Source organism: Giesbergeria sinuosa (genome assembly GCF_042652905.1).
Classification (GTDB): Bacteria; Pseudomonadota; Gammaproteobacteria; order Burkholderiales; family Burkholderiaceae_C; genus Simplicispira; species Simplicispira sinuosa.
This window is the reverse complement of record NZ_JBHSHJ010000001.1, coordinates 407,046-430,122: the sequence shown is the minus strand read 5'-3', so window position 1 is coordinate 430,122 and position 23,077 is coordinate 407,046. Positions and strand designations below refer to the sequence as shown.

20 protein-coding genes are annotated in these 23,077 nt (G+C 56.6%); 17 read left to right on the top strand and 3 right to left on the bottom strand.

Annotated elements, in window-relative coordinates; all coding sequences use genetic code 11:
• Positions 1 to 21: 21 nt before the first annotated feature.
• The 9 genes from ACFO6X_RS01935 (at position 22) to ACFO6X_RS01895 (ending at position 14,080) form a co-directional block, all read left to right on the top strand.
• The gene (locus tag ACFO6X_RS01935) at positions 22 to 2,769 is read left to right on the top strand and encodes a beta strand repeat-containing protein (RefSeq protein WP_382429500.1); all 2,748 of its coding nucleotides are present in this window, start codon (positions 22 to 24) and stop codon (positions 2,767 to 2,769) included.
• Entirely contained in the window at positions 2,769 to 3,374 is a 606-nt protein-coding gene (locus tag ACFO6X_RS01930; protein ID WP_382429498.1) for a shikimate kinase, read from the top strand. Before ACFO6X_RS01935 ends, ACFO6X_RS01930 begins: the two co-directional genes overlap by 1 nt.
• 57 nt (positions 3,375 to 3,431) lie before the next feature.
• Positions 3,432 to 4,577, top strand: a complete 1,146-nt coding sequence (gene aroB / locus ACFO6X_RS01925; protein ID WP_382429496.1) for a 3-dehydroquinate synthase — start codon at positions 3,432 to 3,434, stop codon at positions 4,575 to 4,577.
• 47 nt (positions 4,578 to 4,624) lie between these two features.
• On the top strand, positions 4,625 to 5,272 hold the full coding sequence (locus ACFO6X_RS01920; RefSeq protein WP_382429494.1) for a hypothetical protein: 648 nt from the start codon (positions 4,625 to 4,627) through the stop codon (positions 5,270 to 5,272).
• 36 nt (positions 5,273 to 5,308) lie between these two features.
• Positions 5,309 to 5,944: a DUF1415 domain-containing protein gene (locus ACFO6X_RS01915; protein WP_382429492.1), complete on the top strand. Its 636-nt coding sequence runs from the start codon at positions 5,309 to 5,311 to the stop codon at positions 5,942 to 5,944.
• Positions 5,941 to 6,852, top strand: a complete 912-nt coding sequence (locus ACFO6X_RS01910; protein WP_382429490.1) for a class I SAM-dependent methyltransferase — start codon at positions 5,941 to 5,943, stop codon at positions 6,850 to 6,852. The genes ACFO6X_RS01915 and ACFO6X_RS01910 overlap by 4 nt, the downstream gene beginning before the upstream one ends.
• Before the next feature lie 82 nt (positions 6,853 to 6,934).
• On the top strand, positions 6,935 to 7,660 hold the full coding sequence (locus ACFO6X_RS01905) for a transposase (protein ID WP_382429488.1): 726 nt from the start codon (positions 6,935 to 6,937) through the stop codon (positions 7,658 to 7,660).
• A 168-nt stretch (positions 7,661 to 7,828) separates the two neighbouring features.
• Positions 7,829 to 12,556: a glutamate synthase-related protein gene (locus ACFO6X_RS01900; RefSeq protein ID WP_382429486.1), complete on the top strand. Its 4,728-nt coding sequence runs from the start codon at positions 7,829 to 7,831 to the stop codon at positions 12,554 to 12,556.
• A gap of 45 nt (positions 12,557 to 12,601) precedes the next feature.
• Positions 12,602 to 14,080: a glutamate synthase subunit beta gene (locus ACFO6X_RS01895; protein ID WP_382429484.1), complete on the top strand. Its 1,479-nt coding sequence runs from the start codon at positions 12,602 to 12,604 to the stop codon at positions 14,078 to 14,080.
• Between the two features lie 121 nt (positions 14,081 to 14,201).
• Here ACFO6X_RS01895 and ACFO6X_RS01890 read toward each other — a convergent pair whose 3' ends face one another.
• Positions 14,202 to 14,627 (bottom strand): phosphate ABC transporter substrate-binding protein, encoded by a 426-nt coding sequence (locus tag ACFO6X_RS01890; RefSeq protein WP_382429482.1) that lies wholly within the window; start codon positions 14,625 to 14,627, stop codon positions 14,202 to 14,204.
• A gap of 10 nt (positions 14,628 to 14,637) precedes the next feature.
• A complete protein-coding gene (locus ACFO6X_RS01885) occupies positions 14,638 to 16,002 on the bottom strand; it encodes a hypothetical protein (protein ID WP_382429480.1) in 1,365 nt (454 codons plus the stop codon).
• A 465-nt stretch (positions 16,003 to 16,467) separates the two neighbouring features.
• Between ACFO6X_RS01885 and ACFO6X_RS01880 the strand changes: the two genes are divergently transcribed.
• Entirely contained in the window at positions 16,468 to 16,893 is a 426-nt protein-coding gene (locus tag ACFO6X_RS01880) for a cache domain-containing protein (protein WP_382429478.1), read from the top strand.
• An 18-nt stretch (positions 16,894 to 16,911) separates the two neighbouring features.
• The gene (locus tag ACFO6X_RS01875; RefSeq protein ID WP_382429476.1) at positions 16,912 to 18,585 is read left to right on the top strand and encodes a methyl-accepting chemotaxis protein; all 1,674 of its coding nucleotides are present in this window, start codon (positions 16,912 to 16,914) and stop codon (positions 18,583 to 18,585) included.
• Between the two features lie 27 nt (positions 18,586 to 18,612).
• Here ACFO6X_RS01875 and speD read toward each other — a convergent pair whose 3' ends face one another.
• On the bottom strand, positions 18,613 to 19,023 hold the full coding sequence (speD, locus tag ACFO6X_RS01870) for an adenosylmethionine decarboxylase (protein ID WP_382429474.1): 411 nt from the start codon (positions 19,021 to 19,023) through the stop codon (positions 18,613 to 18,615).
• A gap of 137 nt (positions 19,024 to 19,160) precedes the next feature.
• Here speD and ACFO6X_RS01865 point away from each other — a divergent pair, with 137 nt between their 5' ends.
• The 6 genes from ACFO6X_RS01865 to ACFO6X_RS01840 are packed head-to-tail and all read left to right on the top strand — an operon-like array spanning position 19,161 to position 23,055.
• Positions 19,161 to 19,994, top strand: a complete 834-nt coding sequence (locus ACFO6X_RS01865; protein ID WP_382429472.1) for an ABC transporter ATP-binding protein — start codon at positions 19,161 to 19,163, stop codon at positions 19,992 to 19,994.
• Positions 19,991 to 20,773, top strand: a complete 783-nt coding sequence (gene mlaE, locus ACFO6X_RS01860; protein WP_382429470.1) for a lipid asymmetry maintenance ABC transporter permease subunit MlaE — start codon at positions 19,991 to 19,993, stop codon at positions 20,771 to 20,773. Before ACFO6X_RS01865 ends, mlaE begins: the two co-directional genes overlap by 4 nt.
• A 37-nt stretch (positions 20,774 to 20,810) precedes the next feature.
• Positions 20,811 to 21,296, top strand: a complete 486-nt coding sequence (gene mlaD / locus ACFO6X_RS01855; RefSeq protein WP_382429468.1) for an outer membrane lipid asymmetry maintenance protein MlaD — start codon at positions 20,811 to 20,813, stop codon at positions 21,294 to 21,296.
• On the top strand, positions 21,296 to 22,084 hold the full coding sequence (locus tag ACFO6X_RS01850) for an MlaA family lipoprotein (protein WP_382429466.1): 789 nt from the start codon (positions 21,296 to 21,298) through the stop codon (positions 22,082 to 22,084). Before mlaD ends, ACFO6X_RS01850 begins: the two co-directional genes overlap by 1 nt.
• Before the next feature lie 34 nt (positions 22,085 to 22,118).
• Entirely contained in the window at positions 22,119 to 22,757 is a 639-nt protein-coding gene (locus ACFO6X_RS01845) for an MlaC/ttg2D family ABC transporter substrate-binding protein (protein ID WP_382429464.1), read from the top strand.
• Complete coding sequence (locus ACFO6X_RS01840) at positions 22,741 to 23,055, top strand: STAS domain-containing protein (RefSeq protein ID WP_382429462.1); 315 nt, start codon at positions 22,741 to 22,743, stop codon at positions 23,053 to 23,055. The genes ACFO6X_RS01845 and ACFO6X_RS01840 overlap by 17 nt, the downstream gene beginning before the upstream one ends.
• Positions 23,056 to 23,077 lie beyond the last annotated feature (22 nt).

The window sequence follows — 23,077 nt, the reverse complement described above, 5'->3', positions numbered from 1 at the left end:
TTTTCATCGATAGGATAGAAAATGCAAAAGATATTCAGAATCCTGATGCTGATGCTGGTGACAGCATTGGCGGCTTGCGGAGGTGGAGGAGACTCGCCTGGAGGCAATCCCAACCAACCCAATTTGGTCACCACTGCAGGTGATGCGGTAGTGTTGCCAGTGGGTGCCACCAACCAGTACCAGATCAGTGGTGGTGTACCACCCTACCGTGTCACCTACCAAGACCAAGCCATTGCCACTGCGGCTGTGGACGGCACTACCTTGCGTATCAGTGGGGTAGCCGCTGGTGTCACATCGGTGTCGGTGATGGATTACAGTGGGTTCTCCACAGCCATTGCTGTACAGGTGGGCGCTGGTGCGCCACAGTCTCTGTTCAGCACAGCACCAACCCAACTCAATATCATCAATGGCACCTCGCGCACCTACCAGGTGACAGGTGGCACCACGCCCTACAGCGTCACCAGTGCCGATCTCACGGTGGCAGATGCCAGCATTTCAGGTAGCAGCCTGGTTATTACAGCGCGTGGCCCAGGACAGACCACCATCACCGTCAGTGACCGTGACCCTGTTCGTCCAGCCACCTTGACGATCGGCGTTACTGTGGGCTCATCCACCAGTTTCTTCGTCAATGCCCCAGCCACCGTACAGATCAAGATTGGCACCAGCCAAAGCTACCTGCTCAATGGCGGCACCACACCCTATTCTGTGTTCAACAGCACCCCCACAGTAGCCACGGCTTCTATTGCAGGCACCACACTGACCGTACACGCCCTGAAGGCCGGTACAGCCACGTTGGAGTTGCGTGATGCCGCAGGCAGCAGTGCCGCGATGGAAGTAGTGACCACCACCGAAGACGGCACCTCTGGCTCTGGCTCGACTACGCCTGTCAACAAAGCGCCTGTTCTGCAATCGGCAGGTTTGGTAGACGCCAGCGGCGCAAGCACCAACTCCATCAGTGCATCGGGTTACACCACCTTGGCTGTCACGCTTGCCAGCCCCACGGGTCAAGTGATCCCCAACCAGTTGATCACTGTCAGCGGCGATCCCACCCAAGTGGGCTTTCCTGAAGGTGCCTCTGGCCTGACCGACGCTTCTGGCGTGGCCCGTATCAAGATCAAGCGCGCCGCCCTCACTGCTACGGGCGCAGGCTCCCTGACCGTGACCTACAGCTACAAAGCAGGTACGTTGAGCAGCTACTATCCCAATACCAGCGTCCAACCACCCACGGCAGATACTGTGGTGTCCACTTACGTGGGTTACCAATTGGCTACCGCCAATATCACACTGGACAATTTGGATGTGGGCACTGCAAGCCTTGCAGCCTATGGCACACGCCAAGTCTCAGTACAGGTCAACCTCAATGGTGCGCCTACACCCACCCCTGTGCAAGTGAACTTCACCACCACCTGTGGTCAGATATCGCCAGCCACTGCCTCGACCAACAGCGAAGGCAAAGTCACGGTGAGCTATTCGGCCACAGATGCCACAGGCACTGCCCAAAGCACCCAAGGGTGCAGCGGCAAAACAGTGGAGATTTCGGCCAGCACCTTGGGTGCAGCAGTGACCTCCAAAACACTGAACGTGCTGGGCGCCCCGGCCACCAACATGGCCTTCGTGAGTGCCACACCCACCCGCATCTATCTGGCCAACTCTGGTGGCCCCACACAATCGCTGCTCAAGTTCAAACTGGTCAATGCACAGGGTGAACCGATTCTGGGCCGTGATGTGGTGCTGTCGCTCAAGACCGTGACCGGAACACTGGATGCCAACAAAGCAACCTTTGGCAGCGTGGGCAATATCAGTGCCATCACTACACCTACCGATTCCAATGGTGAAGTATCGGTGCCCGTGTTCTCAGGCACAGTGCCCACCAACGTATTGGTAAATGCCAAGCTGGCAGCAGATACGGCCATTCAGACTGACTCTGCGGTGCTGACCATTGCCTCGGGTCGTCCTGCCCAAGCCCGTGTGAGCCTGTCCATCGAGAAGTTTGCTATTGAAGGCTTCAATGTGGATGGGGATGAATCCACTGTCACCATGTCTTTGGCCGACCGCCAAGGCAATCCTGTGCCCGATGGCACAGCGGTGAACTTCGTCACCGAAGGTGGCGTGATGATTCCTCCTGTCTGCACCACTGGCACCAATGGCCAAGGCAACTCACAATGCATGGTGAAGATTCGCAGCCAAAACCCACGCCCACAAACGGCCACGCCTCGTGCAGGCCGCGTGAGCATCTTGGCCTATGCTGCTGGTGAAGAAGACTTCAATGATCGCAATTTCAACAACGTTCATGACGCTGGTGAAACCTTTACCGACTTGGGTACTGCCTTCCGTGACGACAACGAAAACAATGTTTTCGACAACAGTGCGGAGTTCTCTGTGCCACGCACTGGTGCCTCTCCAACAAGTGGTGATGGCGTCTGGGGTGCGGCTGATGTTCGTGGTGAACACATCATCATCTTCGCCACCAGTGGTGCAGTGATCAGTACCACCAGCGTCACCACAGGTGGGGTGGCTTTTGTGGTGGCAGACGGCAATGGCAACAGTATGCCTACTGGCAGCCAAATCACTGTCACGGCAGTAGACAACACCGAAAATGACATGGGATGTGCAGTGGCCGCAGGTGCTACTGCAGTGATTCCCAACACCCTGGACTCATTCCCGTGGGCTGCATCGTTGAGCAAATGTGCAACGGGTGACATGGTGGTCATTGAAGTCAAGACTCCAAAGACCAACACGGTCACGGGTCTGAACGTGCCCCTGCGCTGATGCCCACTGCCCCACTCGCAGAGGCAGCCCCTACCCATCTTCTGGTGTTGGTGGGGCTGCCGGGTTCCGGCAAATCCACCGTTGGGCGGCAACTGGCCCGGCGGTTAGGTGTCGCTTTCATCGATTCTGATCAGGTGATAGAGCAGCGCATTGGCTGCTCTATCCGGGCTTTCTTCGACCGTGAGGGCGAAGAGAACTTCCGAGACCTAGAAGAATCGGTGATGGATGAGCTGACAGCCGCCCCTGAGGCGGCTGTGCTTTCTACGGGGGGAGGTGCCGTGTTGCGGCCCGCCAACCGGCAGTGTCTGCATGAGCGTGGCACCGTGGTTTATTTGCGATCTTCCCCAGAAGAAGTGTTTCGCCGCATTCGCCACGACAAAACCCGGCCCCTGCTGCAAGTAGCCAACCCGCTGGAACAATTGCGCAAGCTCTATGCCCAGCGCGACCCGCTCTACCGTGAGACGGCCCACTATGTGGTTGAGACAGGTCGCCCTTCGGTGGCTACCTTGGTCAACATGATCACCATGCAGCTGGAGCTGTCTGGTCGTGTGGTGCCAGAAGCACCTGCACTCCAAGACGCCAGCTTTATGTCTGAGACCGATTGAATCGGCATCGGCCCTGGGGGAAGAACTGTAGGCCACTCTGGCCTACACTTGCTGACCATGCAAGCCGTCTCTTCCTCCCCTTCCTTTTCTTTGCCCAACGCCCAGACTGCTACACAGCAGGTGTCTATTGCGTTGGATGATCGCAGCTACTCCATTGCCATTGGTACTGGGCTCTTGGATGAGCCAGCACTCTATGCATCTCTGCCTGCGGCCACCTGTGCTCTGATCGTGAGCAACACGACAGTGGCCCCTCTGTATGCCAAACGGCTACAGACCATTTTGCAACAGCGTTATGCCAGCGTGCATGTAGTGGCCCTGCCCGATGGTGAGGAATACAAAACCTGGGAAACGCTCAATCTGATTTTTGATGCCCTGCTCGGCCACAGCTGCGACCGCAAGACGGTGCTGTTTGCTTTGGGGGGTGGCGTGGTTGGTGACATGACAGGGTTTGCCGCAGCCAGCTATATGCGTGGTGTGCCCTTCGTGCAAGTGCCCACCACCCTACTAGCACAGGTGGATTCTTCGGTCGGTGGCAAAACGGCCATCAACCATCCATTGGGCAAGAACATGATTGGCGCTTTTTACCAGCCCCGACTGGTACTGTGCGATTTGACCACCCTCAACACCCTGCCTACCCGCGAACTCAGTGCCGGTTTGGCCGAAGTCATCAAGTACGGGCCGATTGCCGATATGGCCTTCATGGATTGGCTTGAAGCCCATATGGATGCCCTGCTGGCCCGGGATGTAGAGGCGCTGGCCCATGCTGTGCGCCGCAGTTGCGAAATCAAGGCTTGGGTGGTTGGGCAAGATGAGCGCGAATCCGGTTTGCGTGCCATTCTCAACTTTGGTCATACCTTCGGCCATGCCATCGAGGCAGGCATGGGCTATGGGGTCTGGCTGCATGGAGAGGCGGTGGGGGCAGGCATGGTGATGGCGGCGGAGTTGTCTTGCCGTCTTGGCTTGGTAGATGCGTCATTTGTGGCGCGTTTGACCACCTTGGTACAACGTGCAGGCCTGCCGGTACGTGGGCCCATATTGGATGCCACTGACAACGCAGGCCGCTACCTGGAGCTGATGCGTGTGGACAAGAAAGCCGAAGGCGGCGAGATCCGTTTTGTGCTGATCGAAGTGCCAGGCCAAGCCGTCATGCGTGCTGCACCTGATGCGCTGGTGCGTGAAGTGATTGACACCTGCTGCGTTTAAAGCATTGAAGGCGCCCCATAGCAACCCTTATAGAACATCAATGCCCAATGAGTTTTCTGAGCCAATTGAAATCACAAGCCAGCGTGGTGCAAAGCCAGCGGGAACAACAAATTCAAAGCGTGGAGGACAACACCCACGTCACTGAACTGGCCTGCAAAGAAGCTTGGCGCTATCTACAAGAGTTGGCACCGCAGCTGAATGTGTTGATGCCCGATGGCCCTGCGCTGTCGCTGGATGGCAAGACCACTTGGCCCGCCTTACAACTGGTCAATTTCCGGGCAGATGCCCGCAAAAAAACCCTGCGCAATCGCGAAGTGTTTGACTATATTGCCATCGGCTGGAAGATACAGCCTAAACCGGGCAGCCACCCTAGCGGCGCTGTGACTGTGAATTTTCCACCAGACTTGCAGCGGGTCGAGGCCAATTTGCAAACGGCCAGCGTACCGCACGAACGCCAAGATATACGCCACCCAGAAAAAAACACCTTGCAGGCCTACCGCTTTGACTACCAAGTGGAAGCGCGTGGCTATGTGACCATCACCCCCAACCATGATCAGGGGATGCTGGCTTTTCGCTTAGTGACGGTGTCAGGCTTTGGTGTCAAAGATGCACTGTGGCCTGCTGCTAAGGTGACAGTGGATCTGATGGATGAGCTGGCCAAATTGCTGGTGCAGCAGCCCAGCCGGTTCCTGTGACAATCGCATTTTTAGCTTCTTCATATTGCGCTGCCCATGTCTTCTGCTGCTGTTTCTTCTGCTGATCTTGCTGCCCGTGATGCCATAGTGGTGCAAGACATGGTGCGCTGGCTAGAGCGTGCTGTGATTGATCTTAATTTGTGCCCTTTTGCCAAGGGGGTACACGTTAAAGGACAAATCCACTATGCCGTCAGCCATGCCACCGACGGACGTGGTGTGTTGCAAGATTTGCAACGTGAATTGGAAGCCTTGGCTGAAGCCTCGCCCGAAAAGCGCGACACCACGCTGCTGATAGTGCCTGGGTGCATGGAAGATTTTTTGGACTTCAATGATTTTCTGGAATTGGCCGATGAGATGCTGGACATGCTGGATTTGGGCGGCATTTTGCAAATTGCCAGCTTTCATCCACAGTTTCAATTCGAAGGCACCACCCCAGACGACATCACCAATGCCACCAATCGCGCCCCCTATCCAACGTTGCATTTGATCCGTGAAGAAAGCTTGGATGCAGCAGTAGAAGCGTTTCCAGAAGCAGAAATGATTTATGAGCGCAATATGGAAGTGCTGCGTCAGTTGGGAGCAGAAGGCTGGAAAGCTTTGGATGTGGGCGCACGTTGCCCCATGCACGATGCCACAGAGGCGCCCCACACTGCGGCCAAGGATCGCGCATGAGCCAACAAAAATCCCATCGCCAGCGCACCACGCCCGTATCCGCTGCCTCATTGGCTGAAGCAGCCGTGCAGCAAGAGTTGCGCCCCGGCCAGTCGATAGAGTTGCTCAAGGAGCTGCATATCCTGACGCGTGATGGGAAGCTGAACCAAGACTCACGGCGCAAGCTCAAGCAGGTATACCACCTGTTTCAATTCATTGAACCCCTGTTGCAAGAGTTTTCTCAGGGAGAACACGCTCCTACACTGGCCGATCATGGGGCAGGCAAGTCCTATTTGGGCTTTATCCTGTATGACCTGTATTTCAAGGCATTGGGGCGCGGCCAGATTTATGGGATTGAGTGGCGGGCTGATTTGGTGGAAAAATCTCGCCTGTTGGCACAGCGGCTAGGGTTTGAACGCATGTCATTCCTGAATTTGTCGGTAGCTGACAGTGCCGATGCGGCAGAACTGCCAGAACGCATTGACATGGTCACGGCACTGCATGCCTGTGATACTGCCACAGATGACGCCATCGCCTTTGGCCTGCAAAAGAGAGCGCGTGCCATGGTGCTGGTGCCTTGTTGCCAGGCCGAAGTGGCCGCCTGCCTGCGCCAAGGCAAAGCATTGCAGTTGGCCCGTACCCCTCTGGCAGAGTTGTGGCGTCACCCACTGCACACCCGCGAGCTGGGTAGCCAAATCACCAATGTGCTGCGCTGCCTACACCTAGAAGCCAGTGGCTACCAAGTCACCGTGACAGAACTGGTAGGCTGGGAGCACAGCATGAAGAACGAACTGATCATTGCCCGCTATACCGGACAAAAAAAACGCAGTGCAGCAGAGCGGCTAGGAGCCATTTTGCGAGAGTTCGGACTGGAGCAAATGCTGGGGGCACGCTTTGGAGTAGCTGCTGCGACACCCGCCACAACGTAACCCCGCCCAACTGGCTGATGGGAGCAGCCCAAGCTCCCCTCCAGACAAGAGGGCCAGATACTGTTTCTGTTTGGAGCTATTGATGGCCCGTTTGCCGCGCTTGACTCTGCCCGACCACGCACACCATATCATCCAGCGGGGCAATAACCGCCAGCCCATTTTTATCGATACCCAGGATTTCGAGCGCATGTTGGCCTTGCTGGCGGAGAATGTGCGGCAGTTTGCTGTAACGCTCCACGCCTATGTGCTGATGGATAACCATTTCCATCTGCTGGCGACACCAGCCACTGTAGATGCCCTACCCAAAATGATGCAGGCGGTGGGCAGAAGCTATGTGCGCTACTTCAACAACCGACACGGTCGCAGCGGCACGCTCTGGGAAGGCCGTTACCGTGCCACGCTGATAGAGCCGGAACGTTATTTGCTTGCCTGTATGGCGTATATCGACCTGAACCCTGTACGGGCGGGGTTGGTAGCACAAGCAGCGGCTTGGCCGTGGTCTAGTCATGCCCATTACACAGGTATGCGGCAGGATCGTATGGTCACGGCACACCCTTTGTACTGGATGTTGGGCAACACCCCGTTTGCCCGAGAGGCTGCCTACAACGCATTGGTGCAAACAGGTGTGCATACGGATGTGCAAGCGGCCCTGACCGATGCAACCCTGAATGGCTGGGCGTTGGGAGGAGAGAAATTTGTGGCGGAATTACAAAAGAAGGCGCAGCGCCGCGTGACCAAAGCCAAACCTGGCAGGCCACGCCTCACGCACAGGCAGTCTGTACAAGACACCATAAGAATCACCCGTTGACCCTGAGGAATCAGGATTTCTTGCTATGCTATTTGATTTGTCCCCAAATAAATAAAGAACTTTAATTTTTGAAATTAATTCGTATCTGACCCTAATTAAATTACTTGCATGGTTTTGCTGCATTGCACTACCCTACACATCCCTGCGAAAACAATGAGGAATGCGCCCATGACCACGGCTGCCGAAATCCAGCATCTGCAACAACACGGTTTGTATTCATCGGCCCAAGAGCACGATGCTTGCGGACTGGGCTTTGTCGCCCACATCAAAGGCGTGAAGCGGCACGACATCGTGACCCAAGCCCTGAAGATTCTGGAAAATATCGACCACCGAGGTGCTGTAGGTGCAGACCCGCTGATGGGCGATGGCGCAGGTATCCTGATCCAAATCCCTGACCAGCTCTACCGCGAAGAAATGGCCAAGCAAGGTGTCAATCTGCCCCCCGCTGGCGAATATGGCGTGGGCATGATCTTCCTGCCCAAAGAGCACGCCAGCCGTTTGGCCTGCGAGCAAGAGATGGAGCGTGCCATCAAGGCCGAAGGCCAAGTGCTGCTGGGCTGGCGCGATGTGCCCGTCAATCTGGACATGCCCATGTCCCCCACCGTGCGCGAAAAAGAGCCCCTGCTGCGCCAAGTCTTTATTGGTCGGGGCAATGACGTCATCGTGCAAGACGCTTTGGAGCGCAAGCTGTACGTTATCCGCAAAACGGCCAGCGCCGCCATTCAGGCACTGCAATTGCAACACAGCAAGGAATACTACGTTCCTAGCATGAGCAGCCGCACTGTGGTCTACAAAGGCCTGCTGCTGGCCGACCAAGTGGGCGTGTATTACAAAGACTTGGCTGACGAGCGTTGCGTCTCGGCCATTGGTCTGGTGCACCAACGCTTCTCTACCAACACCTTCCCCGAGTGGCCGCTGGCCCACCCCTACCGTTATGTCGCCCACAACGGTGAAATCAACACCGTGCGTGGCAACTACAACTGGATGCTGGCCCGTGAAGGCGTGATGGCCTCGCCCGTGCTGGCCGAAGACCTGAAAAAGCTCTATCCCATCAGCTTTGCCGGTCAGTCCGACACCGCCACCTTTGACAACTGCCTCGAACTGCTGACGATGGCGGGCTACCCCATCAGCCAAGCGGTGATGATGATGATTCCCGAGCCTTGGGAACAGCACGAGTCGATGGACGAGCGCCGCCGCGCCTTCTATGAATACCACGCCGCCATGATGGAGCCTTGGGATGGCCCTGCCTCCATCGTCTTTACCGATGGCCGCCAAATTGGTGCCACGCTAGACCGCAATGGCCTGCGCCCTTCGCGCTTCTGCATCACCGATGACGATTTGGTCATTCTGGGTTCTGAGGCCGGTGTGCTACCCGTGCCCGATGGCAAAATCGTGCGCAAGTGGCGCCTCCAACCGGGCAAAATGCTGCTGATTGATCTGGAGCAAGGCCGCCTGATTGAAGACGACGAGCTCAAAGCCAACATCGTCAACACCAAGCCCTACAAGCAATGGATTGAAAACCTGCGCATCAAACTCGATGCCTTGCAGGCTCCCGCAGACGTGCAGCTTGCCGCCTCTGACTTGGCACTGTTAGAGCGCCAACAAGCCTTCGGCTTTACCCAAGAAGACATCAAATTCTTGCTGGCCCCCATGGCACAAAACGGCGAAGAAGCCACAGGCTCTATGGGCAACGATAGCCCGCTGGCCGTGCTGTCGGACAAAAACAAGCCGCTGTACAACTACTTCCGCCAGATGTTTGCGCAAGTGACCAACCCGCCAATCGACCCGATTCGCGAGGCCATCGTCATGTCGCTCAACAGCTTTATCGGCCCCAAGCCTAACCTGCTGGACATCAACCAAGTCAACCCCCCCATGCGCTTGGAAGTGAGCCAACCGGTGCTGGACTTTGCGGGCATGGCCAAGCTGCGCGACATTGAAAAATACACGCACGGCAAGTTCAAGAGCGCCACCATTGACATCACCTACCCACTGGCTTGGGGCAAGCAAGGCGTAGAAGCCAAGCTGGCCTCGCTGTGCGCGCAAGCCGTAGACGAAATCAAGGGTGGGGCCAACATCCTCATCATCAGTGACCGCAACCTGTCGGCCACCCAAGTGGCTATCCCAGCACTGTTGGCACTGTCTGCCATCCACCAGCATCTGGTGCATGAAGGCCTGCGCACCAGCACAGGTCTGGTCGTAGAAACCGGCACCGCCCGTGAAGTCCACCACTTTGCCGTGCTGGCGGGCTATGGGGCCGAAGCCGTCCATCCCTATCTGGCGATGGAAACCCTGGCCGAAATGCACAAAGAACTGGGTGGTGATCTGTCGGCAGACAAGGCCATCTACAACTACGTCAAAGCGATTGGCAAGGGCCTGTCCAAGATCATGTCCAAAATGGGCGTGAGCACCTACATGTCTTATTGTGGTGCGCAATTGTTTGAGGCCGTGGGCGTCAACAGCGACACCGTAGACAAATACTTCACCGGCACAGCCAGCCGTGTTGAAGGTATCGGTGTGTTTGAAATTGCGGAAGAAGCTATCCGCACCCACCGTGCGGCCTTTGGTGACGACCCCGTGCTGGCTAACATGCTGGATGCGGGTGGCGAGTACGCTTGGCGTGCCCGTGGCGAAGAACACATGTGGACGCCCGATGCGATTGCCAAATTGCAACACTCCACCCGTTCGGGCAACTTCAGTACCTACAAAGAATACGCACAAATCATCAACGACCAAACCAAGCGCCACATGACGCTGCGCGGTCTGTTTGAGTTCAAGTGCGATCCTGCCAAGGCCATCCCGGTCGAGGAAGTAGAACCCGCCACAGAAATCGTCAAGCGTTTCGCCACAGGGGCGATGTCGTTGGGTTCGATTTCTACCGAAGCCCATGCCACCTTGGCGGTGGCCATGAACCGCATTGGTGCCAAGAGCAACACCGGCGAAGGTGGCGAAGACCCCAAGCGTTATCGCAACGAGCTCAAAGGCATCCCGATTCAGCAGGGTGAAACCTTGGCCTCCATCATTGGTGCCGACAAGGTAGAGTCCGATATCGAACTCCAAGCCGGTGACAGCCTGCGCTCGCGCATCAAGCAGGTGGCTTCTGGGCGCTTTGGTGTCACAGCAGAGTACCTGTCCTCGTCCGACCAAGTGCAAATCAAGATGGCCCAAGGAGCCAAGCCCGGCGAAGGCGGCCAATTGCCCGGTGGCAAGGTGTCTGACTACATCGGCTTCCTGCGCCACTCGGTGCCCGGCGTTGGTTTGATCTCGCCACCACCACACCACGACATCTACTCGATTGAAGATTTGGCCCAGCTCATCCACGACTTGAAAAACGTGGCTCCGCACGCTGACATCTCGGTCAAGTTGGTATCTGAAGTGGGCGTAGGCACAGTGGCTGCGGGTGTCGCCAAGTGCAAGAGCGACCATGTGGTCATTGCCGGCCACGATGGTGGCACCGGTGCATCGCCTTGGTCGTCTATCAAGCACGCCGGTGGCCCGTGGGAAATTGGTCTGGCTGAAACCCAACAAACCTTGGTGCTCAACCGCCTGCGTAGCCGCATCCGCGTGCAAGCCGACGGCCAAATGAAGACAGGCCGTGATGTGGTGATTGGTGCTCTGTTGGGTGCCGATGAATTTGGCTTTGCCACCGCACCGCTGGTGGTGGAAGGCTGCATCATGATGCGCAAATGCCACCTCAACACCTGTCCGGTGGGCGTGGCCACGCAAGACCCCGTGCTGCGCAAAAAGTTTACCGGCAAGCCCGAGCACGTCGTCAACTACTTCTTCTTCATTGCAGAAGAAGTGCGCCAACTCATGGCACAACTGGGTATCCGCAAGTTTGACGACCTGATTGGCCGTGTCGATCTGCTAGACACCCGCAAAGGTATTGAGCACTGGAAAGCCCAAGGTTTGGACTTTTCGCGCCTGTTTGCCGAGCCTTCGGTGCCCGCTGATGTGCCGCGCTACCACACCACCAAGCAAGACCATTTGCTCGAAAAAGCACTGGACGTCAAGCTGATTGAACGCTGCAAGCCTGCCATCGAGCATGGCGAGCCGGTTCGTATCATGGAAGTGGCACGCAACGTCAATCGCTCTGTGGGCGCCATGCTCTCGGGTGCCGTGACCAAGGCCCACCCCGAAGGTCTGCCCGATGACACCATCCGCATTCACTTTGAAGGCACAGGCGGCCAATCGTTTGGCGCTTTCCTGTGCCAAGGCATCACGCTGAATCTGACCGGCGAAGCCAACGACTACACCGGCAAGGGCTTGTCGGGTGGCCGTGTGGTGGTACGCCCCAGCCACGAATTCCGTGGCGAATCGGTGCGCAACACCATCGTCGGCAATACGGTAATGTTTGGTGCCACTACTGGCGAAGCTTTCTTCAGCGGCGTAGCTGGCGAGCGTTTTGCCGTGCGTCTGTCGGGTGCCTCGGCTGTAGTCGAGGGCGTGGGCGACCACGGCTGTGAATACATGACCGGCGGCACCGTGGTGGTGCTGGGCAAGACAGGCCGCAACTTTGCTGCCGGTATGAGCGGTGGCGTGGCCTATGTGTACGACGAAGACGGCCAATTTGCCCAACGCTGCAACAAGGCATCGGTCAAACTGGACAAAGTGCTGCCCCACGAGGAGTTTGTTGCCAGCGTCAGCCCTGGCATCTGGCATAAAGGCCAAAGCGACGACCAACTGCTGCGCAGCCTGGTAGAAGCCCACAGCCGCTGGACTGGCTCGCAACGCGCCCGCGATCTGCTCGATAACTGGGCGGCTGCCCGCGCCAAGTTTGTCAAAGTGTTCCCGACCGAGTACCAACGTGCTCTGGCCGAGATCTATGAACGTACCGCCAAGGAAACGCCAGCCGCCAGCGCGCCAGCAGCTCCCGCCGCCGCAGTGGTTGCCAAATAAGCGCCCTGCCTTTCACACGAACACAGATTTCAAGGACAGAACATCATGGGAAAGACCACCGGCTTTTTGGAATACGACCGCATCGAAGAAGGCTACCTGCCGGTACCAGAACGGCTGAAGAACTATAAGGAGTTCGTCATTGGCCTGGCCCCCGAGCAGGCCAAAGTGCAAGGTGCCCGTTGCATGGATTGCGGCACCCCGTTTTGCAACAACGGCTGCCCAGTCAACAACATCATTCCAGACTTCAATGATCTGGTGTACCAAGGCGACTGGAAAAACGCGATTGACGTGCTGCACAGCACCAACAACTTCCCTGAGTTCACGGGCCGCATCTGCCCTGCACCCTGTGAAGCCGCCTGCGTTGTCAACATCAATGGTGCTGCTATCGGCATCAAGAGCATTGAACACGCCATCATCGACAAAGCCTGGGAAAACGGTTGGGTGCAGCCGCAACCAGCCGCGCAAAAAACCGGCAAAAAGGTGGCGGTGGTGGGGGCAGGCCCAGCGGGCATGGCTGCCGCACAGCAACTGGCCCGCGTGGGCCACGATGTCACCTTGTTCGAAAAGAACGACCGCATCGGTGGACTGTTGCGCTATGGCATCCCCGACTTCAAGCTGGAAAAGTCGCACATTGACCGCCGTGCCAAGCAATTGGAAGCCGAAGGCGTGACCATCCGCACCAGTGTGCTGGTGGCCGACCCCAAAGAAGGCTTGGGCAAAGGCAGCAAAGTCACCAACTGGGCCAAAGAAACCATCAGCCCAGAACAACTGCAAGCCGAGTTTGATGCGGTGCTGCTGACGGGGGGCGCTGAACAATCGCGCGATTTGCCCGTGCCGGGCCGCGATTTGGACGGCATTCATTTTGCGATGGAGTTTTTGCCCCAGCAAAACAAAGTCAATGCCGGTGACAAGCTCAAAGGCCAACTGCGCGCCGATGGCAAGCATGTGATTGTGATTGGCGGTGGCGACACCGGCAGCGATTGCGTGGGCACTAGCAACCGCCACGGTGCAGCCAGTGTGACCCAGTTTGAAGTCATGCCCATGCCGCCCGAGCAAGAAAATAAGCCACTGGTCTGGCCCTACTGGCCGCTCAAGCTGCGTACCAGCTCCAGCCACGACGAAGGCTGCGTGCGCGAGTTTGCCATTTCTACCAAAGAGTTTTTGGGCGAAAAGGGCAAGGTCAAAGGCTTGACCACTGTGCAAGTTGAGATGAAAGATGGCAAGCTGGTTGAAATTGCCGGTACCGAGAAGCACTACCAAGCCGACTTGGTGTTGCTGGCAATGGGCTTTGTCAATCCCGTGGCGGCCGTGCTCGATGCCTTTGGCATTGACAAAGATGCCCGGGGCAATGCCCGCGCCAGCACCGAAGACAACGGCGGCTATGCCACCAATGTGTCCAGGGTGTTTGCCGCTGGCGACATCCGCCGGGGTCAATCCTTGGTGGTCTGGGCGATTCGTGAGGGCCGCCAAGCGGCGCGTGCAGTTGATAGCTTCTTGATGGGCCAATCAAGCCTGCCGCGTTAAGTAGCCCCCCTCTGCGGTAGCCGTCAGTGCTTGCCCAAGCAAGTGCTGGCGGCCTTTTTTTAGGCTGTGCCTTTTTGGCGCAGCCTACTGCTGATGACAACGGATAAAAGCAACGGCACCACTAGGGGCGTGGATCTAGCACGATTTTGGCCGAGCCGGTGGCGTTTTTCTTGTCGATGTAGCCAATAGCACCCGGTGTGGCCTGCACCGCTTTGCTGACATCATCTGCAGTAGCCAGCTCTTTTGGCGGAAAACCCATGCCCGTAAAGGCTTGACGTGCCCAATAAGAACGCATCTGGCCTGGACTACGCCCAGTGATTTTGCTATAAAAATCAGTGCGCAGCGGCGATCCTTCTTTGATATCGATAGGCTGTATGGGCTTGCCATCCGGCCAGGTTTGAATTTGCTTGAGGAATATCTGCGTCACTTGACTGGCATCTACTTTGTCAACTGCCACTGTGGGGTTGGCAATCACAACCAGTGAATTTTGGGCCAAGGCACCGGTAGCTATAAAGCATCCTAATAATGCGATGTAAAAGTTTTTCATTGCCCTGTCCTTAAAAAACAAAATCAAGCACGACAGAGACCAAATTCACCTTGTTTTTAATGGGCAGCGTATTGGTAGCAAAACCGGCAGAACGGTAAGGACTGGGGGTTTTAATTCGATCGTATTGCAGTTTCAGAGCCATATTCTTTTGTATATCCCAGCGGGCACCCACACTGGCCGATTGCATAGAAAAATCGGCAAACTGGGCCGCCTCAGACAGCAGCCCTTGCAACTGCGCCAAACCAGCATCCAGTTGTGGATGTAGCCCCGTTGGATTTAAGGCATTGGTATTAAAAATAGGATCAGAACGGCGTTGGCGTGCAAACTCAATATACGGTGTGACATTGCCAATGCTGTGTCCCACGGTGATAGAGTAGCTGTTGTACTTGCCAATCATGGCCGATTGAGAATCAAAGCCTACCCAGCCGCCCATCACAGACCAATTGTTAAAGTTGGCATTAAAACCAATACTGGTATAAATCGGTTGGTTGTCAAATGGGCTGGTGTAGCTGGCAATTTCGCTGGCTTTGCTTGCCAGTTGGGCCCGCAGTGGTGCAGGCAACGCTGGTGTTGTTGCTAACAAGGCCAGACCGCCAGCAGCTTGCGACAAATTGGCATTGAGCTGATCCACCTGTTGGGAGGATCGCACTGCATATTTACCTACCCACGTTCTGGAAGCACGCAAAGACAGGTTAGACAACATGTAGGTCAGAGAAATGCCACTGATATCATGGAGCTGGGTTTTACCTTTGATCAAAGGCCAATTCTGTTTGGCACTGCCTTCGCCCGCATATACATCTAGCAGCCACCCTGCATTGCCGGTGGTATGGTGCCATTGCACATCTATGCCATCGATGGCAGGTACATTGTTGCTGATCCAATACACAGGCAAGGGCTTGCGTGCTGTGAGGTTGGCATAACCGATTTCAGTGACATCGGCATCAAAAAACAATGCGCTACGAAAACGCCCCACACGCACCGACAAATCTTGGCCAAATTGTTGGCGCACATAACCCATGCGTATCTCGGGCTTCATGCCCTCTCCGGCACGGCCTGCCGCTTGCAGCACAAAAGAAGTGGCATCGCCCACTTGCCAGTTCAGCTGGGCACCCAAAACACTGTCAAGGTTTTCAGACAATCCACTGTTGGCAGGATATGCCTGCCCAAAAGAAGAAATAACCCCCACACTGTGGTTATTGTGGTGGGTGAGTCCCAGTGTGCCAAACCCTGAGAACTCCAGCTTTCGCTCTGTGGTGGACACATCTGCGGCAATACTGCCTTCTTCGGCGTGGGCCGACGCACAGGCCAATAATGCACACAGGAACCAACCCAAAGGATGGCCTACCTTGCGGGGATCTGAAAAGTAATTTTTCATCAAGATGCGCGTGGAACCCCAGCATGTATGCCGGAGAGGTAGAGCGCCGGATGCCAGACATCCGAGGCTGTGGGCCTTGCCTGTTCACGACTAGTATGGTTGGCCCGGTTGAGAAAATAGCCATCACCACTGCCATGTTGCATAACGCGGCAATGCTGGTGGCTAATGCCTTGCACCGCCACAGATTGTCCATCATGCTTGGCCCCAAAGGCACCACAGCACACACCATGTGTGGCCTGTGTTGCCACTTTGCCATGCCAAGCCCTGTCTTTCAGGCACAGATAATGCAAGGCAGGGAAGAGCCGTCAACTTCACGACAGGCCATAGTGTGATACTGGAACCGAGGTGATTTTGCTTGCCATTGTCCTGTCATTCAACTGACATCCAATGGCACCTCATGGCAGTGTCTCAAGTCAAAAAAAGGATGTTCCGATGAAAACCATGTTCAAGCATATGGCAGTTGGTATGACTGCACTCACTCTGGCCTTTGGTGCAGTGGCCTCTGAAAAAGGTACGGCCGAAGAGGCCATGGCAATGGTCAAAAAGGGAGTGGCCCTGATCAAGTCGGGCGGACAAGAAAAGGCTTTTGCCGAATTCAACAACCCCAAAGGCACCTTCGTACAAAAAGACCTGTATGTCATGTGCTACGACATGTCGGGCAACAACAAGTGCCACGGCTCCAACCCTAAGCTCATTGGCAAAAACCTGCTTGAAATCAAGGATGCAGACGGCAAGTTCATCGTCAAGGGCTTTATTGAAACTGCACAAAAAAGTGGCAAAGGCTGGGTAGACTACAAATGGCCCAATGCCCTGACCAAGGTGGTAGAGCCCAAATCCACCTATGTCGAGAAAATTGACGATGTGCTGATCGGGGTCGGCATCTACAAGTAAGTTGCCTCTCTCTCCTCCATGCCAGCACAGCATTGTGGTGGCATGGGTCAGCGTTATCGCTCCTTAGCCCAAACCCGCTGTGGTTGGATAGCGCCCCAACAGGGCGTGGATGAAAATATGAAGATCAATGACCTGCGTATTGGCACGCGCCTAAAAATCGGCTTTGGCATCATCCTCGCCCTGTTGATTGCCGTGGTGGCACTGGTCAATATCAGCAATGCCCGCAACCAAGCACAGTTGTTTCAAGGCTTAGAGCTGGCCAGTGCCAAGCTCAAATGGACGACCGCCATGAAGGCGGCGCAACTCGAAGGGGTCGTATCCATCCGCAGCATTGGCCTACACACCGAAGTGGTAGAAATGAACAAGGAGGAGGCGCGGCTCAAAGAACAATGGAAGCTGTTTGCCCAAGCCCGCGAGCAACTGATGGCCTTGGGGGCCAATGAAGAAGAAAAAGCCATCTTTGGCCGTATCACACAACTGGAAAAAGGCTTAGAGGCACCTACGGCGCAGGCAATTGGCCAAGCCTTGGCTTTTGATACCGAAGGCGTCGCCCGCATTATTGCCAAGCAAATCGACCCCATTTATCGCCAAGTGCTGGTAGAAATCAACCAACTGGTGCAATTGCAACAAACCGCCGAGCAGCAAATGCGCGCACAGGCAGAGGCCGCCAGTCGCCATTTGGGCCAGTTTCTGTATGCCGTCGCAGTGGTAGCCGTGCTTGTGGGCAGCGCACTGGCTTGGGGCACCACCCGCAGCATCACCCGCCCGCTGCACAAGGCAGTGGAGGTGGCACGGCATGTGTCTAGCGGTGACTTGACGATGGATATCGTTGTCGAGTCCAGCGATGAAACGGGCGAGCTGATGCAAGCCCTCAAAGACATGAATACCAGTTTGCTCCATACCGTGCAGCAAGTACGCACCAGTACCGACACCATCGCGACTGCCTCTAGCCAAATTGCCGCAGGCAATACTGAACTGTCGGTGCGCACCGAGCAGCAAGCAACCTCTTTGGAAGAAACAGCAACCTCGATGGAGACGCTCACAGGCACGGTCAAGCAAAATGCCGACAATGCCCGTCAGGCCAACCAGCTCGCACAATCCGCATCACAGGTAGCCACCCAAGGTGGAGAAGTGGTGGCACAGGTGGTCGATACCATGCGCTCCATCAACACCTCATCGAAAAAGATTGTGGACATCATCAGTGTGATTGATGGCATCGCATTCCAAACCAACATTCTGGCGCTCAATGCCGCCGTTGAGGCCGCCCGTGCTGGCGAACAAGGCCGAGGGTTTGCCGTGGTGGCATCTGAAGTGCGCAACTTGGCGGGGCGCAGTGCCGAGGCGGCCAAAGAGATCAAAACATTGATCAGCGATTCGGTCGATAAAGTCGAAACTGGCAGCCATCTGGTAGAGCAGGCGGGTCACACCATGGAGCAAATTGTGGCCAGTATCAGCCGTGTCACTGACATCATGGGCGAAATCACGGCGGCCAGCGCCGAACAAAGCGCAGGGATCGAACAGGTACATCTGGCGATTGAGCAGATGGAAGTCGCCACACAACAAAATGCAGCGATGGTAGAGCAGGCAGCCACTGCTGCCGATGCCCTGCACGGTCAGGCCGACAGCCTCACCCAAGTGGTCAGCGTTTTTCATCTGCACCAAGGCAAGGCACGGCTGTCAGCGCCTGTTTGAGCAGATGCCCTGCTCTGTGGCACGCATTCAACCGCGCTCAATGCGGTGCAGCCGGGCATCACCAGCCTGAAAGGCCCGCTGTAAAGTGCCAAACAATTGCTCTGCCTTATGCCGGTTGTCGCTGGAATAATTGCAAACATACACATCCAACGTCACATAGGCGGCCTCGGGCCAAGTGTGAATGCACAAATGGGACTCGGCCAGCACCACCACGCCAGTGACCCCCCCTTGCTCACCAAAATGGTGAAACAAGCACCCCACCGCTGTCAACCCTGCTGCTTCTACACTGGCTTGGCAAAATGCCTGCAAACCGGCCGCATCGTGCATCAGATGCTGGTCGCCTTGGCAACCATATAAATCGGCCGTCAGGTGCAGGCCACTGGCCTGACCGCCGACAGAGGATGCTGGAGACAAAGCTGGATGCGGGGCATGAACCATGAAAAAACCTCTTTCACCACCTGACAGAGGAACGGGCAAAGAATCTGATCATAGCCACCCCTCCAAGGCCAATAAACCTAATGCACCATAGGGCCAGTCCTTAACCCATATCATTGCAGGTTGCGTTTCGCCTTTTCATGCTCTCATCCCTTCCCCCCTCTTCTGCCGCTTTTGTCGAGCTGCGCGATGTCCATTTCAATTATGGCGATCGCCCCATTCTGCGCGGCTTGTCTTTGGCAGTGCCGCGCGGCAAAGTCACAACCATCATGGGTGCTTCGGGCGGTGGTAAAACCACTGTGCTACGCCTGATTGGCGGCCAACAAAAAGCCCAGCAAGGACAGGTGCTGTTTGATGGCCAAGAGGTAGGCCGCATGGACACCAATGCACTGTATGCAGCCCGTCGGCGCATGGGCATGTTGTTCCAGTTTGGTGCGTTGTTTACCGATATGACGGTGTTTGACAACGTGGCTTTTCCGTTGCGTGAGCACACCAACCTTCCGGCTGCCCTGATCCGTGACATTGTGCTCATGAAGCTACATGCAGTGGGCTTGCGTGGCGCACGCGACCTGATGCCAGCCCAAATCTCTGGGGGCATGGCCCGACGGGTGGCCTTGGCTCGCTCGATTGCCCTCGACCCAGAGCTGGTGATGTACGACGAACCCTTCGCCGGGTTAGACCCCATTTCTTTAGGGACGGCAGCACAGCTGATCCGCCAACTCAATGATGCCATGGGGTTAACCACCATCATCGTCTCGCACGATGTAGAAATCACCTTTCAGATTGCCGACCATGTGGTGATTCTTGGCCCTGGTACCGTTGCGGCCCAAGGCACCCCCAACGACGTACGCCACAGCACTGACCCACTGGTACACCAGTTTGTTCACGCCCTGCCCACTGGGCCCGTGCCATTCCACTACCCTGGCCCCCATGTGGCGCAGGATTTTGGCCCCATAGACAAAGGCCACCCATGAGCTGGTACCACCCTGCCACTGTAGGTTTGGCTGTGCGCCGCCAGCTCGCTGCCACAGGCCAAAGTGCCCGACTGCTGGGCCGCTTGCTGCAACTGCTGCCCGCCACATTGGCACGCCCTGGGCTGGTGCGTGACCAAGTGCATTTTTTGGGCAACTACTCGCTGGCCATCATTGCAGTGTCTGGTCTGTTTGTGGGTTTCGTCATGGCCTTGCAGGGCTACTACACCTTGCAGGACTTTGGCTCCACCGAGGCACTGGGCCAACTGGTGGCCCTGAGCCTGCTGCGCGAACTGGGGCCCGTCATCACCGCGTTGCTGTTTGCAGGGCGGGCAGGCACTTCCCTCACCGCAGAAATTGGCCTAATGCGGGCCGGTGAGCAACTCAGTGCCATGGAGATGATGGCCGTAGACCCCGTGCAACGCATTCTGGCACCGCGCTTCTGGGCGGGTGTCATAGCCATGCCCGTGCTCTCACTGGTGTTCAATGCCGTGGGCGTGATGGGTGGCTGGGCTGTGGCTGTACCCATGCTGGGCCTGGACGGTGGCGCCTTCTGGAGCCAAATGCAGGGCGGGGTGGATGTGTTCAGTGATCTGGGCAACAGTGTCATCAAAAGCGTGGCCTTTGGTTTTACCGTCACCTTTGTGGCACTGCTCCAAGGCTACACCGCCAACCCCACCCCCGAGGGGGTTTCACGGGCTACCACACGCACCGTAGTGATGGCCTCATTGGCGGTGCTGGGGCTGGATTTTGTGCTCACAGCCACCATGTTCAGTATCTGACGCCTGCCATGGCGTGCGTCACAAGAAAGAAGAATCAATGCAGCAATCCAAGAACGATGTCTGGGTGGGCCTGTTTGTCATGCTGGGGGCGCTGGCGCTGGTATTCCTGGCCTTGCAATCGGCCAACCTGCTCACGCTCAACTTTGAGTCGGGCTACCGTGTCACAGCACGTTTTGACAACATCGGCGGACTCAAGCCCCAGGCAGCGGTGCGCAGTGCTGGCGTGGTGGTGGGCCGGGTTGAATCCATCACGTTCAATGACAAAACCTTCCAAGCCCAAGTCACACTGATGTTGCAAAAGCGTTACGCTTTCCCCAAAGACAGTTCGCTGAAAATTCTCACAAGCGGTTTGCTGGGTGAGCAATATATTGGCATCGAGGCTGGGGCCGATGAAGCCTCTCTGGCCTCTGGTGATGTAGTAACGGCCACCCAATCGGCTGTGGTGCTGGAAAACCTGATCAGCCAGTTCCTGTTTAGCAAGGCCGCCGAGTCCGAGCCCGCCACCACAGACAACAAAAAATAATGACATCCACTCTCCCTCCTGCTACCGCCTGCCACAGTCAGGCTCCTTACCCCCTGGCCCGCCGTTGGATGGGTGCCTTGGCCGTCTCCACCTTGGTGCTGGCCGGTTGTGCCACCCACCCACAGGCCCATCCACAAGACCCCTTTGAGTCTTACAACCGCAGCATGAGCCAATTCAATGACGCATTGGATGAGGCCGTGCTCAAACCCGTCGCCACGGGTTACCAACAGGCGGTGCCTGCGCTGGCCCGCACAGGCGTCAGCAATTTTTTTGCCAATTTGGGCGATGCTTGGTCGTTTGTGAACAACACCCTGCAACTGCGTGGTGAGGGCGCCATGAGCAGTCTGTTCCGCTTTGGCATCAACACCTTCTTGGGCTTCGGGGGGGTGCTCGATATTGCCAGCGAGATGCGCTTGGAGCGACACAAGCAAGACTTTGGCATGACCTTAGGCCGTTGGGGCGTGCCCACTGGCCCTTATGTGGTTTTGCCCTTGTTAGGGCCATCCACTGTGCGCGACACCTTGGCCCTGCCCATAGACCGCCAAGGCAGCTTGCTCAATGGGGTAGACGACGTCGCCACCCGCAACAGCCTGTACGCGTTGCGTCTGGTCGATACCCGTGCCAATTTTTTGCGTGCTGGCGAGGTACTCGACAGCGCAGCCCTGGAAAAATACACCTTTACCCGCGATGTTTTTTTGCGGGTACGCAACCAACGTGCGGGCATCAACAACGGCCCAACCACAGGGGGTGCATCCGATGGCAGCCTACCTCCAGAGCCTGAACAATAAGGCCATCACACACTGGATGTTTTAAAGGAAGTTCATGCAACGACGTTTTTTGGGCCGCTGGGCCGCCACCACACTGGCAGCTTTGGTCATGGGGGTCAGTTTACCCACCCAAGCTGCCGATGAAGCACCAGACGCCTTGATCCGCCGCCTCTCCACCGAGGTGCTGGATGCTTTGCGGGCCGACAAAAGCATCAAGGCCGGTGAAATCGACAAAATCATCATGCTGGTAGACAAAACCATCATGCCCAACGTCAACTTTCGCCGCATGACGGCGGCTGCTGTAGGCCCAGGCTGGCGCCAAGCCAACACACAACAACAGCAACGCCTACAGGAGGAGTTCAAAACCCTGCTGGTGCGCACCTATGCGGGTGCCTTGGCACAGGTCAATGACCAAACCATCACCGTCAAGCCACTGCGTGCCACCCCTGAAGACAAGGACGTGCTGGTACGCACCGAGGTGCGGGGGCGCGGCGATCCTGTGCAGTTGGACTACCGATTGGAAAAAACCCCTGGTGTAGGTGCTGGCTGGAAAATCTACAACCTCAATGTGCTGGGCGTATGGCTGGTCGATACCTACCGCACCCAGTTTGCCCAAGAAATCAACGCCAAGGGCGTAGATGGCCTGATTCAATCGCTAGCGGCCCGCAACCTGAGCAATGCCACCAAGCGTTAACGCCCCTGTGCCCCCCACCTTGGCACTGCCAACAGAATTGACCCACCGGCAAGCCGCCACCACCTTGGCGGACTTACAACAGGCCTTGGCCATACAGCCCGAGGGGGAGCTGCTGTTGGACGCATCGGCACTGCGCCAATTTGATACCTCGGCACTGGCGGTGTTGCTCGAATGCCGCCGCACGGTGGTGGCACAAGGTGGCCGCCTGCGCGTGTGTGGGCTGCCATCGGCGCTAGAGCGCATGGCCGTGTTGTATGGGGTGGATAGCCTGTTAGGGTCAACAGAGCCGAATCGGTAGAATGTCAGCCTGACCACCACAG

Excerpts from the sequence above, each read along its gene's own strand:
- ACFO6X_RS01900 (WP_382429486.1), top strand. The coding sequence starts at position 7,829 with ATGACCACGGCTGCCGAAATCCAGCATCTGCAACAACACGGTTTGTAT.
- ACFO6X_RS01915 (WP_382429492.1), top strand. The coding sequence starts at position 5,309 with ATGTCTTCTGCTGCTGTTTCTTCTGCTGATCTTGCTGCCCGTGATGCC.
- ACFO6X_RS01895 (WP_382429484.1), top strand. The coding sequence starts at position 12,602 with ATGGGAAAGACCACCGGCTTTTTGGAATACGACCGCATCGAAGAAGGC.
- speD (WP_382429474.1), bottom strand. The coding sequence starts at position 19,023 with ATGGTTCATGCCCCGCATCCAGCTTTGTCTCCAGCATCCTCTGTCGGC.
- ACFO6X_RS01920 (WP_382429494.1), top strand. The coding sequence starts at position 4,625 with ATGAGTTTTCTGAGCCAATTGAAATCACAAGCCAGCGTGGTGCAAAGC.
- aroB (WP_382429496.1), top strand. The coding sequence starts at position 3,432 with ATGCAAGCCGTCTCTTCCTCCCCTTCCTTTTCTTTGCCCAACGCCCAG.
- ACFO6X_RS01865 (WP_382429472.1), top strand. The coding sequence starts at position 19,161 with ATGCTCTCATCCCTTCCCCCCTCTTCTGCCGCTTTTGTCGAGCTGCGC.
- ACFO6X_RS01880 (WP_382429478.1), top strand. The coding sequence starts at position 16,468 with ATGACTGCACTCACTCTGGCCTTTGGTGCAGTGGCCTCTGAAAAAGGT.
- ACFO6X_RS01840 (WP_382429462.1), top strand. The coding sequence starts at position 22,741 with ATGCCACCAAGCGTTAACGCCCCTGTGCCCCCCACCTTGGCACTGCCA.
- mlaE (WP_382429470.1), top strand. The coding sequence starts at position 19,991 with ATGAGCTGGTACCACCCTGCCACTGTAGGTTTGGCTGTGCGCCGCCAG.
- ACFO6X_RS01845 (WP_382429464.1), top strand. The coding sequence starts at position 22,119 with ATGCAACGACGTTTTTTGGGCCGCTGGGCCGCCACCACACTGGCAGCT.
- mlaD (WP_382429468.1), top strand. The coding sequence starts at position 20,811 with ATGCAGCAATCCAAGAACGATGTCTGGGTGGGCCTGTTTGTCATGCTG.
- ACFO6X_RS01930 (WP_382429498.1), top strand. The coding sequence starts at position 2,769 with ATGCCCACTGCCCCACTCGCAGAGGCAGCCCCTACCCATCTTCTGGTG.
- ACFO6X_RS01890 (WP_382429482.1), bottom strand. The coding sequence starts at position 14,627 with ATGAAAAACTTTTACATCGCATTATTAGGATGCTTTATAGCTACCGGT.
- ACFO6X_RS01905 (WP_382429488.1), top strand. The coding sequence starts at position 6,935 with ATGGCCCGTTTGCCGCGCTTGACTCTGCCCGACCACGCACACCATATC.
- ACFO6X_RS01885 (WP_382429480.1), bottom strand. The coding sequence starts at position 16,002 with ATGAAAAATTACTTTTCAGATCCCCGCAAGGTAGGCCATCCTTTGGGT.
- ACFO6X_RS01850 (WP_382429466.1), top strand. The coding sequence starts at position 21,296 with ATGACATCCACTCTCCCTCCTGCTACCGCCTGCCACAGTCAGGCTCCT.
- ACFO6X_RS01875 (WP_382429476.1), top strand. The coding sequence starts at position 16,912 with ATGCCAGCACAGCATTGTGGTGGCATGGGTCAGCGTTATCGCTCCTTA.
- ACFO6X_RS01910 (WP_382429490.1), top strand. The coding sequence starts at position 5,941 with ATGAGCCAACAAAAATCCCATCGCCAGCGCACCACGCCCGTATCCGCT.
- ACFO6X_RS01935 (WP_382429500.1), top strand. The coding sequence starts at position 22 with ATGCAAAAGATATTCAGAATCCTGATGCTGATGCTGGTGACAGCATTG.